Raw genomic sequence first — 17615 nt, 5'->3', positions numbered from 1 at the left:
ATTGACTCAATGGATTTATCCATCCTCTTGTCACATGAATTTGCTAAACTAGCTGTTAATATTTTCTTGCTATGGATGCTGTGTGCTGCCATTTAAACTTTGGGTCGATGCCGATGCATTGCCTAAAATTCTACGTGAAGTCATTATTCGTGCTTCAGACCGTTATCAGTTAGAAGTCACTTTTGTCGCCAATCAAAATGTAGGCATCACGCCTTCAGTTCGAATCAATTCCATTCAGGTGATGAGTGGGGCGGATGCGGCTGATAAAGAAATCATAGATCGCATGAAAGAGCATGATATCGTGATGACTCAAGATATTCCGCTTGCGGCTCTGGTGATTGAAAAGGGCGGTATTGCGATTCATCCGCGCGGTGAGGTGTATACCACGGCGAATGTCAAAGCCCGTCTGCATTTACGTGATTTTATGGACTCATTACGCGGAGCAGGGGTCAACACTGGTGGACCACCGCCAATTTCTGAACGTGATAAACGTGAATTTTCCAGTTCACTCGATCAAACCATCCAGAAACAGAAACGTAAAACTGCACCTTAAGCCGAGTCCCGTATGCCTTCTAAAGCCAATATTGTTTCAACTTATGCCTTATTGGTATTTATTTGGGCCACCACGCCATTGGCCATTGTGTGGAGTGTTTCTGACCTGCATTTAATGTGGGCATTGGTGCTGCGGTTCTTTATTGCCTTGCCACTCGCCATCGCATTATTGCTCATTTTAAAGGTCAAATTTCCCATTGATCAAAATTCATGGCATAGCTATTTGGCTGGGTCGTTTAGTTTAATGGGATCGCAGATTTTTACTTATATTGCAACAAGCTATTTAAGCTCAGGCATTATTGCGCTGATGTTTGGTCTGGCACCCATTATGGCAGGTTTGATTGGACGCTTTGGCTTTAAACAGAGCCTAAGCCGCTTACAGTGGCTGGGCATGCTCATTGCAGTTACAGGCTTGGCCATTATCTGTTTTGGCGGTGAAAATCAGCATGTCAACCCGATCGGTATAGGCCTCATGTTGCTGAGTGTATTTACTTATGCCTTATCGATTTTTTGGGTGAAGAAAGTCAATGCAGATGTTGATCCGGTGGCACAGGCAACCGGTTCTATCTTTGTTTCCACGGTGGCTGCAATCTGTATTGTGCCTTTTATCTGGCAGCATGCACCAACGCATATTCCAAATGCCAAGTCATTATTTGCCCTGCTTTATGCTGTGGTGATGGCTTCATTAATTGCAATGTTCTGCTATTTCAAACTGGTGCAAAATATTCAAGCCACGACCTTGTCATTAACCACGGTAATGACCCCAATGATTGCTTTATTTATTGGTGCGATACTGAATAACGAGTCATTGTCTGCAATGGTTTTTGTCGGTGCATTTATTTTATTGTTTGGTCTATTTGTCTATTTTTACCGTGACCTTCAGGCGAGTCGTAAGCTCGCCCACAAGATTAAATCCAAGCCTTAAATTTTTAATCCTTGGGCTTGCTTACGGTAATACATTCGCTCAATTTTACCCGGTCTTGTGGATGCAAAGTGATGAAGTAGGCACCGGTACGGAATTTACCATTGTCTTCAGCTCGGCTATAGACCACTTGTGCGGTTGCTGCGATATGAAAGAAATTTTCAGGGTGGCTTAAGGTCACGTGAATATAGGTTCCTTCCTGAATCGGATGCTCATTAAAGAAACTGAATCCGGTTTCCGAGAAATTGACATTTTCCGGGATAGGTAACATGGATTGTACAATTGCATCGTACAAAGAACCGGTAATAAGGTTTAACTTTTGGTTGAATAAGGATAAGATTCGAGCAATTTGTTGATCTCTTTCAGATAATTGTTCTAATTCGTAGTTTATTGCGTGATCAAATTGATCTAATTCTGCGAGTAGTAGAAAATAGCGTGGCAGCACAAAGTTAGGATCATAAGGGTCATTAAACGCGACATCATCAGAAATAATCTGATAATTAACTCGCAAGGCAGCATCTATACGCGACATAACGCGACGTTCCATGTTGCCGCTTTGATGCTGTGAATTTTCCATAATTATTCCTCGGACTAAATGGTATGTTTAAACCAATCTCGCTGTACATAGGGTTGAGATATACTCGCGCACGGCGTAGTAACCACTTTATTTCTTTTATTGCTCTGGTTTCTATGATCGGTCTCACATTAGGTGTAGCCGTACTTATTACAGTCTTATCTGTGATGAATGGCTTTGACCGAGAACTGAAAAACCGCGTCTTAGGAATGATACCTCAAGCGACTGTTTCTTCAACACAAATTTTAACAAATTGGCCTGAACTTGCAAAAAAAGTTGAACAACATGAGCATGTCAAAGGCGTAGCACCATTTACCCAATTACAGGGGATGCTTACAGCGCAAGGACAAGTGGCCGGAATCATGGTGACAGGGATCGAACCTTCCTATGAAAAGAAAGTTTCGATCATTCAAAATCACATGGTTGAAGGCAGTATTGATAGCCTGAAAAAAGGTGAATTTGGCATTGTTTTAGGTAAACAAATGACCGATTCACTGGGCTTGGGCTTAAATGACAATATTACCTTGGTACTGCCTGAAGCAACGCCTTCACCGGCCGGTGTAGTACCGCGCTTCAAGCGTTTTAAAATTGTCGGGATCTTTAGTATTGGTGCAGAAGTCGATTCAATGATGGGCTATATCGCCTTGAATGATGCTTCGACCTTGTTGCGCTTGCCCGATGGTGCCCAAGGTGTCCGTTTAAAACTGGATGATATCTTCCTTGCACCTGAAGTGGCGGATGACATTGTCAAAGACTTGCCAAGCAATTTCTATGCATCGAACTGGACCTTTACCCATGGTAATTTGTTCAGTGCCATTCAGATGGAAAAAGCCATGGTCAGCTTGCTGCTGTTCCTGATTGTTTTGGTGGCTGCATTTAATATCGTGTCATCACTGGTCATGGTGGTAACAGATAAAAAATCTGACATTGCGATTCTACGTACCCTAGGTGCTTCACCTGCAACTATCACCCGAATTTTTATGGTGCAGGGAACCATCATTGGGGTGATTGGTACAGTTTCTGGTGCCATTCTCGGGATTATTTTTGCCTCAAGTATTAGTAGTGTGATTGGCTGGCTCAATACCACATTTGGTTTGAACCTGTTTGATGCCTACTTTATTAATTACTTACCGTCTTATTTGCGCTGGCAAGATGTAGTGGTGATTGTCTGTCTATCATTGCTTTTAAGCTTCCTTGCGACGATTTATCCAGCTTTCCGTGCTGCCAAAACTCAACCTGCAGAGGCCTTGCGTTATGAGTAATATTGTCCTCGAAGCGAAGAATATCTCGAAAAGTTTTACCGATGGGAAAACCACGGTCGAGGTGATTAAAAACTTGTCATTGCAAGTCAAGGCAGGTGAGTTTGTTTCGATTGTCGGTTCAAGTGGCTCAGGTAAAAGTACCTTGTTGCATGTCTTGGGCGGTTTAGATGGACCCACAGAAGGTGAAGTGTTTCTAAATGGCAAACGCTTTGATACTTTGGGTGAAGCTGAGCGTGGTTATTTGCGTAACCAGCATTTGGGTTTTGTGTACCAGTTCCATCATCTCTTGCCTGAATTTACTGCGTTGGAAAATGTCGCAATGCCGCTGATGCTGCGTGCCGGCACCACCTATAAACAGTCCAAAGAGCAGGCAGAATATTTGCTGAATCGTGTCGGATTGTCGCACCGTATGACCCATAAACCGGGCGAATTATCTGGTGGTGAGCGCCAGCGTGTGGCTTTGGCCCGGGCTTTGGTGGCGAAACCTGAACTGATGCTAGCCGATGAACCGACCGGGAATCTGGACCGCAAAAATGCTGTGAAAATTTTTGAACTGTTGAGTGAATTACGCAGTGAGTTCAATATGGCGATGCTGATTGTGACGCATGATGAACAATTGGCTCAAGCCGGCGATTCCATTTTGCATATGCAAGATGGGATCTGGATTGATGCTTAGACACTGATCGATAATTTTAAAAATTGATTGAAGCTCACTGCGGTGGGCTTTAATATTGCGCAAAATAAAAAATATTATAAAAATAATGATTCAATTAATGTGCGTAGGCTGGGTCATCGGTATTGGCAGTATGGGAAAAATTTTCCCGTTCTTGCAGTCCTTGCTGATCCCTTGTATTGCTCTTTTCATTCTCTCCTTGCTTTTAAAGCTCACTGTTTTAAAACCAGTTCATTCTTTGTGGTGGAAATTTTTACAGCTTTGTATTGGGTTCAGTCTGGGTATTACGCTTGGCTATAACTATGCCCAGCATCAGCTGGATGACCGTTTACAGCTTCGAGAAAGGCAGACTGAGCACGTTGAAGTAGTTGCCTATGTTAAAAATCTCAATGAATTGGGTGAGTCATCCATACAACAAAAAATACAGGTGCTGAATCGACATGCTGAAGTTGTGCAATGGCAGGCATGGTTAAAACATGAAATAGATTCCCATCATCAGCCACTTGAACTGGGGCAATATTATCGCTTGCAGGGTAAACTTCTGCCGGCGCATAGCTATGCAACGCAAGGTGTCTTTGATCAAGAGCAGTGGTATCTCCAGCAAAGTATCATGTCGGGTTTTAAAGTAACATCGGTACACAAACTGCCTGAACAGGACATTTCTGCTTTGGGTTATGGCCGATATGTCAGGCAGCAGCATTCTTTTTCCAATCAGATCCAGCTGTGGATGGAACAGCAACGCTTAGCGCTACGCAATTTTATTGATCAACAACCGGTAAAGCATAAAGGCTTACTTTTGGCTTTATTAACAGGGGATAAAAGCTTACTCAAACCCGAGACAGAACAGTTCTTTCAACGCTTCGGCATGAGTCATTTACTGGCAATATCAGGACCGCATGTGCTGATTTTTGCATTATTGCTATGCTGGAGCTTGCATCAACTGATTGGCCGCTATTGTCCGCAAGCGTATTTAAAGTGGCCAAAACAGTATCTGTTGATTGTGCCATTTTGTATTTGCGTACTGTTGTATTGTGCTTTTGTGGGCTTTGAAATTCCCGCCCTTAGAACTTTGCTCACCTGCCTGTTGATCAGTGGATTTGTACTGTTAAAACAAAAGATTCAAGCCTTAAATATTTTGCTGTTGAGTGCGTCTATTTTATTGATATTCGATCCGTTTAGTATTTTATCGGCTGCATTCTGGTTGTCTTATGGCGCGTGCTTTGTGCTGTTACGTATTTATCAAACTGTGCAACAAAGTCATGCTGAAGAAATCAAGACCAGGACTCAGGCAATCAAGATTCAAGTTAAAATTCTGATCGAATCGCAATGGAAAATATTTTTGGCGCTGTTTCCACTCATGCTGATTTTCTTTAAACAGGTGGCATGGATTACGCCATTGAGCAATTTGTTCGCCATTCCCTGGATTGGTATGGTGATCGTTCCCTTGGATGTGATTGCAGCGTTGTGTTATTTCATTTTTGAACCTTTGGGAAGCCTGATTTTTCAAATCAATGATGGGTGTCTTTCAGTATTGCTTATTTTTATGCAGCTTTTAGATCAGCTTTTTTCACCGGCACTACAACCGGTTGCCATGAACTTCTGGATGTTGCTCAGTTTATGTTTGGGTTTGATCATTCTGTTTTTACCGCGTGGCGTGCTACCGAAAACCTGGTCAGTATTATGTTTCGTTCCCTTAATGATGATCGATTCCACTAAAAATGAGTTTGAATTAACGGTACTGGATGTAGGGCAAGGTCAAGCCATTTTTGTCCGTGATCAAGAACAGACGCTGATGATTGATACCGGTGGAAATCATGATGAAGCTAAATTTAGCGTGGGCAGGCAAATCATCTTGCCATTTTTATCGGTGAAGGGTGTCAGTGAATTGAATCAACTGATTTTGACCCATTTGGATCAGGATCATAAAGGCGCTTATGAGTCTATCAAACATGATTTACCCATTAAAAATGTATATTCAAATGAACAGCTTGAGGTCGCCGATTCCAGCCAGTTTGATTATTGTCATCAAGGTCAAAAGTGGCAATGGAGCGATCGAGTCGATTTTACAGTCTTATCACCCAAAGCTGAGCAGTTGGAAAATGCTAAGGATGAAAAAAATGAAATGTCCTGTGTGGTTTATTTGCAGGTCAAAAATGCGCAGCCTTATCAAAATTTTTTATTGATGGGAGATGCCGGTTGGCCAACCGAATATCAGATTTTACAGGATTATCCAGACTTAAAGGTTGATGTGCTGGTTTTGGGACATCATGGCAGTCGACATAGCTCTGCCTATCATTTTTTAAAGCAGTTAAATCCCAAACTGGCCGTGGCATCAGCAGGTTTTAACAATCGGTATGGGCATCCAAGCGTAGTGCTTGAATCACGATTAAAAGAATTAAATATTCCGTTACTTACCACGCTAAAACAGGGCAGTATTCGATTTTCCAAACACAAAAACATCATGGCTATAGAGTTTGAACGTGATTCACGGCTGTGGTTAAAGCCTTAAGCGATCTCGGGCTGAATTGCTTTCGCGCGAACTTCGGCAACCCGTTTTAGCGCTTCTTCTGTATTTAAATGATAAACCCTATCTAGTTCAGGATTGGCTTTAAAGCGCTTATAACTCCAGTGATAATGTTCTGGATAACGACGGATTAAATTTTCGATGGCTGCTAAAATGACCCCGGTACCCTGATTGGCATTGCCTTGGTAAATACGCTCATCAATCGCCTCAATATGCATATCAAAACCTTGATTGTCATTCCGCAGTGCATATAAAAATAAAGTTTTGGCTTTGGTTTTCTGAATCAGTTTGGCGCTTAAATTACTGCTGGCCAGCGGAATGCCAAAATAAGGAATCATTTCCCCACCCATATTCGGAGTGTGGTCTGGCAAAATTACTGTGGTGCCGCCTTGTTTTAAGGCCTTAAAAATTTGTCTTACCCCGGATTCATCGGTTGGAACCAAATGGGCTTGTTCACGACTGCGGGCTGCACGTACAAATTGATCGGCAGATTCATTTTTGACCGGTTTATACAGAATGGTCATTTGGGTGAATTGAGCCAAATAGGCATTCATGATTTCCCACGTGCCAAAATGCGGGATAATCAGTACCAGACCTTCAGGTGCCTTGAGTGCCTCATGAAGTAGCTGTTCACCGCTAATTGAATGGATCCGTGCAATATTTTTAGTGTTATCTGCACCCCAGATACTAAAAAATTCGAAATATGAAGTTAGCTCGTTATGAATCGCCTTTGGAATAATCTTCTCATGTTGTTCAGCGCTTAATTCTGGCAAAGCGATTTGAAGATTAAGGCGAATCGTATTTGAGGTTTTTGACATTTTTAGAAAATTGACCAGCCCAGCTAACATTCGAGCGACGAATCTAGAAATTTGAATCGGTTGCCGGCTTATGAATTTCAATAAGCGGTATGTACTATCCGTTGGAGTATTGTCAGTCATTGCCTATCGTCAATGTATATAAAGAGTCAAAAAGTGCAAATATTATAGGCGAAAATAGATTGTTTAGGCAGATTTCTATGATTCAGTGTATATAATGAGTTCAATTTAACTCATCCTTGGATTATTTTGCATGTCCGATTGGCCGCCAAAACCAGAAAATGAAGTTCAGAATACACCACATAACTCACAAAATATCACGGGCAAAGAATGGCATATTTTAGAAAAAGCCGTTTTAGCCTCTGTAGAAGAGCAGCGCCGTGCACGTCGTTGGGGAATCTTTTTTAAATTTCTAACTTTTGCTTATATCCTGTTTATTTTAGTGGTATTGGGGAAAAGTTGCAGTACCTCATCCACAGATGCAACGGCAACGACCAGCTCGCATATTGCTGTGGTGGATATTATTGGCACCATTGCCGCAGACAAGCAAAGTGTCAATAGCACTGCTACAGTCAAGGCATTGAAGAAAGCCTTTGAAAACAAACAGAGTAAAGCTGTCGTTTTAAATATTAACTCACCAGGGGGCTCACCGGTTCAGTCCGATGAAATCTGGCAAGAAATTCAATATTTGAAAAAAGAGCATGCCGGTAAAAAACTCTATGCCGTGATTGGTGATACGGGTGCCTCAGGTGCGTATTACATCGCGTCTGCTGCCGATGAAATCATTGTTAATCCATCCAGCCTGGTCGGTTCTATTGGTGTCATTATGCCGAACTACGGCGTGAATAGCTTAATGCAAAAGCTTGGTGTAGAAGACCGCACCATGACTTCAGGTGAAAACAAAGCATTGCTTTCCATGACTCAACCGGTTGATGCTGGACAAAAAGCGCATGTGCAAGGAGTGCTTGATAATGTACATGATCATTTTATTAACGCGGTAAAACAGGGTCGTGGCAAGAAGTTGAAATCTCAAGATCCGGCAATCTTCTCTGGTTTATTCTGGACTGGCGATCAGGCAGTGAAATTGGGTATTGCAGATCGTACCGGTAGCTTAAATACGTTGAAGCGCGAATTAAAACTGGAAAAAGCAGTCAATTACACCATTGAATATAGTCCTTTCGATTCTGTACTTGGCCGTATGGGAAGTGCGATTGGTCAGGGTTTTGCAACTTCACTTTCACAACAAGTCCAATCTGAACAAACGACCAAATTACAATGAAGCCACTGATCCATTTTGCGCACGCCAATGGCGTGCCATCAAAAGTCTACCAAAAGCTATTTGATTTACTCAAAGATGAATACGATGTTATTTATGTACCACTGCTTGGGCCGGATAAACGCTATCCCATTGATAACCATTGGCACAGCCTGACCAATCAAGTCATTGACAGTATTGTACGTCAAGCCCACGGTCGTCCAGTGATCGGACTTGGGCATTCACTGGGTTCTGTGCTGACCTTTCAGGCGGCATTAAAACGCCCTGAGCTGTTTAGTCAGGTGATCATGCTTGACCCACCAATGATCATGGGCAAGGAGGCTTTTGCCTTACATGTGGCGAAGCTGTTTAAGCTCAAAGCACTGGACAAAATGTCTCCGGCAGGTTTGTCCAAACGCCGTCGCGATCATTGGCAATCTCGTGAACAGGCTGCAGAACTATTAAGACCCAAAGGTTTTTACCAGCACTTTGAAGCAGACTGTTTTCAGGCCTATATCGATCATGCCTTGAAGGATGATCCATTGCGTGGTGGCGTAGAGCTGACCATTCCTAAAATGGATGAGGTTAATATCTTTAGAACCAATCCATCGCTCTGGTGGTTGCCTCAAGTTAAGCCACAGGTGCCTGTACATTTGGTGGTGGCTGAGAAGGGACCTTTTCTGGCACGCAAGTTTCCACAACAAGTTCAGAAGAAATTTGATATTCCTTTTGAAGTATTTAAAGGCGGACATATGTTCCCGCTGGAACATCCGGTTGAAGTAGTTAACTTGGTCAAACAGCTGATTCAAACACCAGCTTAATTATCATATTTTTCACAAATAAAAAACGCATCCTGGGATGCGTTTTTTATTGCATAAAATTCGGTTTAAAACTTACAAAATTGAACTGGTTCCTGCATCGCTTGACCACGGTACAACACACCTTGCTCAGTATGCCGAATTGTTCCTGAACAAATCCATTCCACCACTTGCGGGTAGATGACGTGTTCAAGTACATGGACGCGATCGGCCAAAGTATTTACATCATCATGCACATTTACTTTTAGCAGACCTTGAGCAAGCGCCTGACCGGCATCCAGCTCAGCAGTCACATAGTGAACTGTACAGCCATGCAAGACATCACCGGTGTTAAGTACCCGTTGATGGGTATGCATGCCTTTGTAGTTCGGCAACAGAGAAGGGTGAATGTTGAGCATTTTCCCTTCCCATGCTTTGACAAACTTGGCACTTAAAATGCGCATAAAGCCTGCAAGAACTACCAAATCCACATTCCAGTCCAGCAATTGTTGATGCATCACATCATCAAAAGCTTCACGGTTTGGATATTGTTTGTGTTCAATAACAGCGGTTTGAATCCCTGCTTTTTTCGCACGTTCTAAAGCATAAGCTTCAGGCTTATTGGAAATGACCCCAACAATTTGACCTGACAGATTGGCATCAATCAGGGCTTGCAAGTTACTTCCACTGCCTGAAACGAGGACAGCAATTTTGGTCATGTGCGGTTCTTTATGCAAAAATTACGCGAATCTTTTCATCAGCGCCGGCAACAGATTCAGCATTGTCCTGGATATGACCCATTGTCCATGCTTTTTCGCCAAGACTTGTTAACAATTCAACAGTTTTGTCAGCATCTTGCGCATCAACAACAATCACCATGCCTACGCCACAGTTAAATGTACGATACATTTCATGTTGTTCAACACCGCCTTCACGTTGAAGAAGTTTGAACAATTTTGGCCATTCCCAAGACGCTTCATTCACGACAGCCTGAGCACCGTTTGGAAGTACGCGAGGTAAGTTACCCGGTAAACCACCACCTGTGATGTGCGCCATAGCGTGGACATCAACTTGTTTGCACAATTCAAGCAATGGTTTTACATAAATGCGTGTAGGTTCCATTGCCACATCGGCAAGTGGGCGACCATCCACGATTTGTGTTAAATCAACGTTTTTCACGTCTAAAATTTTACGAAGTAAAGAGTAACCGTTTGAATGTGCACCTGAAGACGCTACACCAATCAATACGTCACCAGCTTTAACTTTGGTTCCATCAATAATTTTGCTTTGCTCAACTACACCTACGCAGAAGCCTGCAAGGTCGTAATCTTCACCTTCATACATACCTGGCATCTCAGCAGTTTCACCGCCAACCAATGCACAGCCTGCAAGCTCACAACCTGCACCAATACCTGTCACGACATTTGCAGCAACGTCCACATTTAAGTGTCCAGTTGCATAATAGTCGAGGAAGAATAATGGTTCAGCACCACATACAATAAGATCGTTTACACACATTGCAACCAAGTCTTGACCAATCGTGTCATGACGGTTCAAATTGAGTGCTAAACGTAATTTTGTACCAACACCATCTGTGCCAGATACGAGAACAGGTTCTTCATAACCTTTAGGGATTTTACAAAGAGCGCCGAAGCCGCCTAATCCGCCCATAACTTCAGGACGTGAGGTACGCTTAGCGACAGATTTGATTCGATCGACAAGTGCGTCGCCCGCTTCAATGTCGACACCCGCATCTTTATAGCTTAAACCAGTGTTTGGGGAAGTTGAGTTGCTCATAATGAAGTCTCCGCATTCGCGCGGCGATTATACCCGAATATACGAAACTCTTATGTTATTTATGCGCTAAAATGCTATCTTTATTCAAATATTTTACTTTCTATAACGAATAAACCAAAAAAAGGCGAATTTGCATGGTGGATCGTACCTTACGTCGCATTTTTATACTCTCAGGAATTGCATTAATCCTTTGGGTTTTGTATCTGCTTAAACCCGTGGTATTGCCTTTTGTCGCTGCATTTTTGGTGGCTTATTTATTTAGCCCGTTAGTGGATAAAATTCATAAGATCGGTTTGCCGCGCTGGTTGGCTATTAGTATTGTTTTTATTGGCATTGGTGTGGTTCTGACTTTGGCCATGTGGTATCTGGTACCACTGGTTTGGCAACAGTTGATGTATGCGCGAGACAGTATTCCAGCAGGAATTCACTGGTTAAATTACACTTTCTTGCCTTGGGTCTCGCAAACTTTTAGTGTCGAGCCGATGGAAATCGATACGCAGCAAATGTCGACTGTGGTCATGGAATATATTCAGACCAATTATAGCGCAGATAGTATTCAGGCCATGCTGTTAAAAGTTGCGCAATCAGGGTTGAATTTCATCCAGATTGGCGGAACGGTTGTTCTGATCCCCATTATTGCATTCTATTTCCTGTTAGATTGGGATCGTATGCTCGATAATATGCGTCGTTTAATTCCTCGCCCTTATGAGAAAAGTACTTTACATATTGTGGGTGAATGTCACAGCGTATTAGGCGCCTTCGTGAAAGGTCAGTTTTTGGTGATGTTCCTGCTCGGTACGGTGTATGCAGTTGGCTTGCAAATCATTGGTCTTGAAATAGGGCTGATTATTGGGATGGTTGCGGGACTGGCCAGTATTATCCCCTATTTGGGATTTGCTGTTGGGATGATAGCTGCTGTAATTGCAACACTATTCCAGTTTGGTATTGATTGGATGCAACTGGTGTTGGTGGGTGTGGTGTTCATGGTTGGCCAGGCCGTTGAAGGCTATGTTCTGCAACCTTTTTTACTCGGTGATAAAATTGGTTTATCTCCAGTGGCAGTGGTTTTTGCGGTATTGGCAGGTGCACAGCTTGCTGGTTTCTTGGGTATGTTGATTGCTTTACCGGTTGCTGCGATTATTGTCGTGCTGTTACGCCATGCACGTGACTGTTATGAAAAGAGCCGTATCTATGGGCAATCTCCTGTAGTTATACAAGAGGCGGGAGCAGGATCAATTTCGTTTAAGGCGGATCAAGTAGATGTTGATATTGAGCTGAAAAATCAAGAATCAAAAAGTCTGCAAGATGCTGAAAAATCGAGTAAGATTGAATTGATAGACAATAAAGAACCCTAAGGTCAAAACACATATATGCGTCAACTGCAATTAGATATAGAACCTCAACTGGATGCCCGAATTAGTGATTTTTCGGGTCCAAGCTGGGGCCATGTAATTGATGCAGTCCGACAGCTTCATGCCGGTCTAATAAACCGTTTTTATGTGTACGGTGGTGCAGGTTCTGGTAAGAGTCACTTGCTTTCTGCTATTTGCGATTCTTACTTAGAGGTTGGCAAGTCTGCAATTCAAGTCTCATTACTGGAATTGCTTGATGCGCCAACTGAAGCCATTACCTCATTAGATCAATATGACCTTGTGGCATTGGATGATATCGAAGCCATCAGTGGTGTTCCACATTGGCAGAAAGCAGTATTTCATTTAATTAATTATAATAATGAAGGCGGAGGGCAGTTAGTTTTCTCTTCTCGTGTTGCACCTATTGAATTGAAACTTGAACTTCCGGATTTACAGTCACGTTTGACTCAAGCGGTGAGCGTTAAAGTGCCGACAGGGAGTTTATATGCAGATCGTTATGCGCTAGTCACATCCGTATTAACACGTCGAGGAATTCACATTGATCAACAAATTATCGATTATTTGTTGCTGCATGGGCCTCATCAAACTTCTATTTTATTACAAACTCTAGAACAATTAATCCAGCTGTTAAAAGGTGAAAAAACAAAAATCAGTCATGCAAATTTAAGACAAATTTATGCATTAATTGATGAATATCGGTAAACAATAAAAAATCTTGAGTAATTACTCTAGCTGTGACAAAGTACAGCAAAATAATTCGCAATTGCAGGGAACATGCAATTTCAGAATAAAAAGATAAAAGAATATAAGGAGAAAGGTATGCTCAAACGGAGCATAGGCATAGGGATGCTGTGTCTAGCAGGACATGCTTATAGTGCAGAAATCACTGTCACCATTACAGATGATATTACCAAAGATGATAGTGAATGTTCATTGCGAGAAGCCATTGAATATGTCAATAAAGGCATGCCTGAAGCAGGCTATATGGGCTGTGGGGGTAAAAATGCTTTGTCAACGATTCTATTAGACAAACAAAAAACCTATACCCTCAATGCTAAAGTTGATGTGAAAGCTAGTCTGGCCTTAAAAACATATTATGACACCACCGTGACTGAAGATGCAGTTCCGGGCTTGAATAATGCCATCATTAAAATGACGGGCAAAGATCAAATTTTCAATATTGACCATGATCCGAAAGACCTAGCTTTGATTACCATCAAGGAAGTGAGTTTTGAAGGCTGTAATAAGAGTGTTTGTGCTGATAAAGGCGGAATTTTTTATAACAATGAACGTTTAGTCTTGCAATACGTCAAATTGTCGGGTGGTAACGCACGCTTAGGTGGCGCAATTTATAATGTTGGTGAGAGTAGTGCAACACAAAACTATGTTAGCGAAGTATCTATCACTGATAGTATTGTGGAAAACAATACAGCCGTCACGGGTGCAGTTTTATATAGTCAACGACCGGCATTTAGATTGAGTAGTGTCGTATTTAAAAACAACAATACAACTTCAGGTGCTGCTAATATTTTTAGTGAAAAAGCCATTGCTGATGTCACTCTGCTAAACGATAAGAATATAAATAAACTCAGCAATAGTACATTTTTAAATAATAGTGGTTATATCATCAATATCCGTGATGGTATTGCTGTAAATAATGTGACGATTGCAGGCAATAAGGCGGGGGTACAATTCGATTCAAAAGAAGGCTACGGTTATCTTGCCAACAGTATTGTGGTGGGAAATGGTAGCGGTACGAATTGCCAATTTAACTCAGATGATAAAACCTTATTACAAAACAATTTGGTTGGCACAGAATGTAAGAGTGGCGATGCCAAATATCCAAATGAATTTTGGACTGGTAGCAAACTTTTTGCCAGTAACAGCAGTGAAGGCAGTTGTAAATCATTAATGGAAGATCCAGATGCTTTACTGTGCCCATATAGCACGCCGAAAGATACATTCTTGGGTTATATCCGCCCGCGTATTTTACTCACCGCTAAAAATATGTTTGATACCTTGATCTTGAATAAAGGTCGTCTTGACTTGTCCGCAGACAGTACGCAATTGGTCTGTGAGACCATGGATCAACGTAATAAAAATCGAACTATAGATAATAGCTGGTGTGACCGCGGCGCGATTGAAATTGTTGTACCGATCTCTAAGTCTCGTATTGGACAAGATTTAAAAGTAGGCGAAGTTGCTAAGCTAAATATTTTAGAATACTTGGGTGACAGTGACTTATATCCAAAAGAAAAATGCGAAAGCTTGCTTAAAATGAAAAACCCAGCAGGCGGTGATTGGCAAGACGGCTGTGCTTATATCGATCAAACGCTGACAAAGTCGAAAGGAACATTGACTTTGGATATTGATGGTAACTTGGTCTATACCCCAAATGGTAATTGGCATGGTGCGGATATTTTTAATCTACAAATTGTCACGTCATCGACGCATTTCAATGAAAATAAAAAATATATAGTGCTAGAAGCCTACATGGTGCAAGAACCCAACAATGAATTTGAAGATAAATCTGTAAAAACCTCGGGTGGGGCATTGGGATTGTTCGGCTTATTTGCAGTATTGGGACTGGTGGGTATACGCCGCTTTAAAAAATAAGAAAAAGGAAAAGTGATGCACACTTATAAAAAAGGACTGCTCTGTGTCATGGTTTTGTCTGCTATGTCACTGATGGCAGCAGAAGATAGAACCATTTATGTCACCACATTTCTAGACGAAAATGGTGAAAATGCCAATGCCTGTTCGCTTCGTGAAGCGATTATCACGGCGAAAAAAAATGCAGCTTATGGTGGCTGTACCCCGGGTAATACGGTGTTTGGTCAAAAAGACTATATTCAACTTAAAGCCGGTACATATAAATTAAATTCGGAATTAGTGCCTGAATCGAACGTAATAATTAGCGGCGCATCGCGTGAAAACTATAAAGAAAAGAATAAATTAACCCAAACCTATCCAGCATTGGAAGGTATTAAAACCATGATTAGTGGTGAGGGCCGTACACGAATCTTTAATACCAGTAAAACTGAAATTAGCTTTACCCTCAACAATATTCAGCTTGAAAATGGCTATGCGGGTACCCAAGCTGGGCAAAATGGGCGTGGTGGTGCTGTACTAATTGGTGGAGATTTAATCTTCAATAATGGTTCGATTGTTAATTCTAAAGCAGAGGTTGCAGGTGGTGCGATTTATAATGTTGCATTGAATACTGAAAAGAAAATATCAATTAATGGCAGTTTAATTCAAGGGAACACAGCAGCAAAAGGTAGTGTGATCGCGATGGACTGCTACGGCAATATGGATGATACCAAGCCGGTCATTTATTTTGAACGTAATAGTATTATTAAAAATGGTTCAAGTAACAGTTTAAGTAGCTTAGATTTTTGTGGTTCAGCGAAAGTTGATTTACTGACCAATACCATTGCGCAAAATAAAGCCAGTATTACTAATGGTAGTATTCTGCGTATGGTCACAGATGGCTTAAATCGTTTGAGTCCTTATTCTGTTATCACAATGACCAGTAACACCATCGTAGAGAATGAAGCGCATAGTACGTTGCTCTATGATGAGAATGGCAGCAAATACGGGGCATTTAATGTTTTAGCCTTTAATCAGGGGGGGAAATCGTGCCGCTATTCTAATACGGATGTGCCAAAAGAAAATATCATGTTTATTTTGGCAAAAAATGCGTTGAATTTAGGTACGGGTGCAGATCAATGTATGCTACCGAAAAGCACTTTAGATGCTACAGTAGAAAACTCGAAAAATATTGATGTCTCGACCACAAGTTTCTCGACTCTACTTTCTGAGCTGATCCCTGCATCTCCATATAACACATTCTTGCCACTGTATTATCCACGCAATAATCAAACAGCCACGGATTTAGTTGATGTAAAAAGCAGTGGCTGTAGCGATTATGATCAACGACTTCTAGAACGTGCTGATGACACGGTTTTACAGTTAAATCCCGATCTGCAAAGCAGTTGTGATATTGGTTCTGTTGAGCAAATGAATTTAGCAGCGGTTGATATAACTGATCTTAAGAATTCATCTTTAGTAACTTTGTTAGATTACTATCAGTCAAATATTGATGAACTTAAGGAACTGATTACTCAAAGTAATGAAAAAAAAGAAGATGTTGAAGATTTTAAGGAAGAGTTGACCAACTACGAAAATCTGTATAAATACACCAAACAGTACCAAAAATATCGTGCGATTTATTTTGATCCTTTTGCACTTGCTATTGCCGCAGAAGAGCGCGTTCCTAAAACTGCAAATGAAGAATATCGTATTAAAGTCTTGAATACTCAAAATTACGACGTTATTGCAGAGCCGTTTGGTATTGGAGTGCTCAACATTAAAGATGGTCAGCCGTTACTGAATGGTTCAATGGATGACTTAAAGTGTGAATGGAAAGCAGATCTCAAACGCATCATGATTTATCGTACCAGCGGTGCATTGTTAGAAAATGGAGATAATGCATATTGTAAATACACCATCAAAGAAAAAGGTGGCAAATCTCAACAATCATCAGGTATTTTAAAAGCCAGCTTTACTAATATTGCCCCTATTGCAACAGATGACAATTATGTTCTGGATGCGAATCAAAATCTAAGCGTGAATGTAAATCCATTAGAAAATGACAACGATGATGGTGATGGTCCGATATTGACGATTACGAAATCGAAAGCGATTTATCATAAAAATGATGCAGGTCAAGATATTCCGATTCGATTTGCTGCCTTGCCAGCAGGGTTAATCATGAAAGCTGAACACGAAGGTCCGTGTCCAGAGGCTTATATCCGTGATAAATGCTACGGTGGCAAGATTCAATTTACGGTGAAAAATAGTTTTAGTCAGTTTGATTATCCAATTCAATATGCAATTTTTGATGCAGATGGTGGAATTTCCAACGAAGCAACATTATCCTTGAAAAATACAGCAAAAGACACCAACTCAAGCAGTGGCGGTGGTGGATCATTCGGTGTTTATGGTCTATTGGCACTTGCCGGACTGGGTCTATATCGACGTTATAGAATGAAATAAGTAATAAAAA

General features: G+C 41.5%; 15 protein-coding genes. 11 read left to right on the top strand and 4 right to left on the bottom strand.

Annotation, left to right across the window (positions count from 1 at the left end; genetic code table 11):
* Positions 1-82: 82 nt before the first annotated feature.
* Entirely contained in the window at positions 83-553 is a 471-nt protein-coding gene (locus tag E0H81_RS00820; RefSeq protein ID WP_131268051.1) for a YaiI/YqxD family protein, read from the top strand.
* Between the two features lie 12 nt (positions 554-565).
* Positions 566-1477 (top strand): DMT family transporter, encoded by a 912-nt coding sequence (locus tag E0H81_RS00815; protein WP_131315761.1) that lies wholly within the window; start codon positions 566-568, stop codon positions 1475-1477.
* A 4-nt stretch (positions 1478-1481) separates the two neighbouring features.
* Here E0H81_RS00815 and E0H81_RS00810 read toward each other — a convergent pair whose 3' ends face one another.
* Entirely contained in the window at positions 1482-2051 is a 570-nt protein-coding gene (locus E0H81_RS00810; RefSeq protein WP_131315760.1) for a PilZ domain-containing protein, read from the bottom strand.
* A gap of 23 nt (positions 2052-2074) precedes the next feature.
* Here E0H81_RS00810 and E0H81_RS00805 point away from each other — a divergent pair, with 23 nt between their 5' ends.
* From E0H81_RS00805 to E0H81_RS00795, 3 genes are all read left to right on the top strand, one after another.
* Positions 2075-3310, top strand: coding sequence for a lipoprotein-releasing ABC transporter permease subunit (locus tag E0H81_RS00805; RefSeq protein WP_131268048.1), 1236 nt, complete (start codon positions 2075-2077; stop codon positions 3308-3310).
* Positions 3303-3986: a lipoprotein-releasing ABC transporter ATP-binding protein LolD gene (gene lolD / locus E0H81_RS00800; protein WP_131315758.1), complete on the top strand. Its 684-nt coding sequence runs from the start codon at positions 3303-3305 to the stop codon at positions 3984-3986. Before E0H81_RS00805 ends, lolD begins: the two co-directional genes overlap by 8 nt.
* Positions 3987-4071: 85 nt before the next feature.
* Positions 4072-6492 carry a DNA internalization-related competence protein ComEC/Rec2 gene (locus E0H81_RS00795; protein WP_131315756.1) on the top strand — a complete coding sequence of 807 codons (2421 nt, stop codon included), beginning with the start codon at positions 4072-4074 and terminating at the stop codon, positions 6490-6492.
* Here E0H81_RS00795 and E0H81_RS00790 read toward each other — a convergent pair.
* On the bottom strand, positions 6489-7445 hold the full coding sequence (locus tag E0H81_RS00790) for a lysophospholipid acyltransferase family protein (RefSeq protein ID WP_131315754.1): 957 nt from the start codon (positions 7443-7445) through the stop codon (positions 6489-6491). The genes E0H81_RS00795 and E0H81_RS00790 overlap by 4 nt on opposite strands.
* Positions 7446-7575: 130 nt before the next feature.
* Between E0H81_RS00790 and sppA the strand changes: the two genes are divergently transcribed.
* Entirely contained in the window at positions 7576-8601 is a 1026-nt protein-coding gene (sppA, locus tag E0H81_RS00785; protein ID WP_131315753.1) for a signal peptide peptidase SppA, read from the top strand.
* Positions 8598-9398 carry an alpha/beta fold hydrolase gene (locus tag E0H81_RS00780; RefSeq protein ID WP_131315752.1) on the top strand — a complete coding sequence of 267 codons (801 nt, stop codon included), beginning with the start codon at positions 8598-8600 and terminating at the stop codon, positions 9396-9398. Before sppA ends, E0H81_RS00780 begins: the two co-directional genes overlap by 4 nt.
* Positions 9399-9463: 65 nt before the next feature.
* Here the strand turns inward: E0H81_RS00780 and purN are convergent, their stop codons facing one another.
* Both purN and purM read right to left on the bottom strand, forming a co-directional pair.
* A complete protein-coding gene (purN, locus tag E0H81_RS00775) occupies positions 9464-10093 on the bottom strand; it encodes a phosphoribosylglycinamide formyltransferase (RefSeq protein WP_131268043.1) in 630 nt (209 codons plus the stop codon).
* 10 nt (positions 10094-10103) lie between these two features.
* Entirely contained in the window at positions 10104-11171 is a 1068-nt protein-coding gene (gene purM / locus E0H81_RS00770) for a phosphoribosylformylglycinamidine cyclo-ligase (protein WP_131315750.1), read from the bottom strand.
* A 134-nt stretch (positions 11172-11305) separates the two neighbouring features.
* Between purM and cxpE the strand changes: the two genes are divergently transcribed.
* The 4 genes from cxpE (at position 11306) to E0H81_RS00750 (ending at position 17605) form a co-directional block, all read left to right on the top strand.
* Positions 11306-12526, top strand: coding sequence for a chloramphenicol efflux transporter CxpE (gene cxpE, locus E0H81_RS00765; protein ID WP_131315748.1), 1221 nt, complete (start codon positions 11306-11308; stop codon positions 12524-12526).
* 15 nt (positions 12527-12541) lie between these two features.
* Positions 12542-13246, top strand: coding sequence for a DnaA regulatory inactivator Hda (gene hda / locus E0H81_RS00760; RefSeq protein WP_131268040.1), 705 nt, complete (start codon positions 12542-12544; stop codon positions 13244-13246).
* Between the two features lie 117 nt (positions 13247-13363).
* A complete protein-coding gene (gene rbtA, locus E0H81_RS00755) occupies positions 13364-15160 on the top strand; it encodes a rhombotarget A (protein ID WP_131315746.1) in 1797 nt (598 codons plus the stop codon).
* 15 nt (positions 15161-15175) lie between these two features.
* The gene (locus tag E0H81_RS00750; RefSeq protein WP_131315744.1) at positions 15176-17605 is read left to right on the top strand and encodes a CSLREA domain-containing protein; all 2430 of its coding nucleotides are present in this window, start codon (positions 15176-15178) and stop codon (positions 17603-17605) included.
* Positions 17606-17615 lie beyond the last annotated feature (10 nt).

Origin of the sequence: Acinetobacter terrestris (assembly GCF_004331155.1) — a bacterium.
Lineage (GTDB): Bacteria > Pseudomonadota > Gammaproteobacteria > Pseudomonadales > Moraxellaceae > Acinetobacter > Acinetobacter terrestris.
Note: the sequence above shows the minus strand (reverse complement) of the source record. Positions and strands in the feature narration are given on the sequence as shown.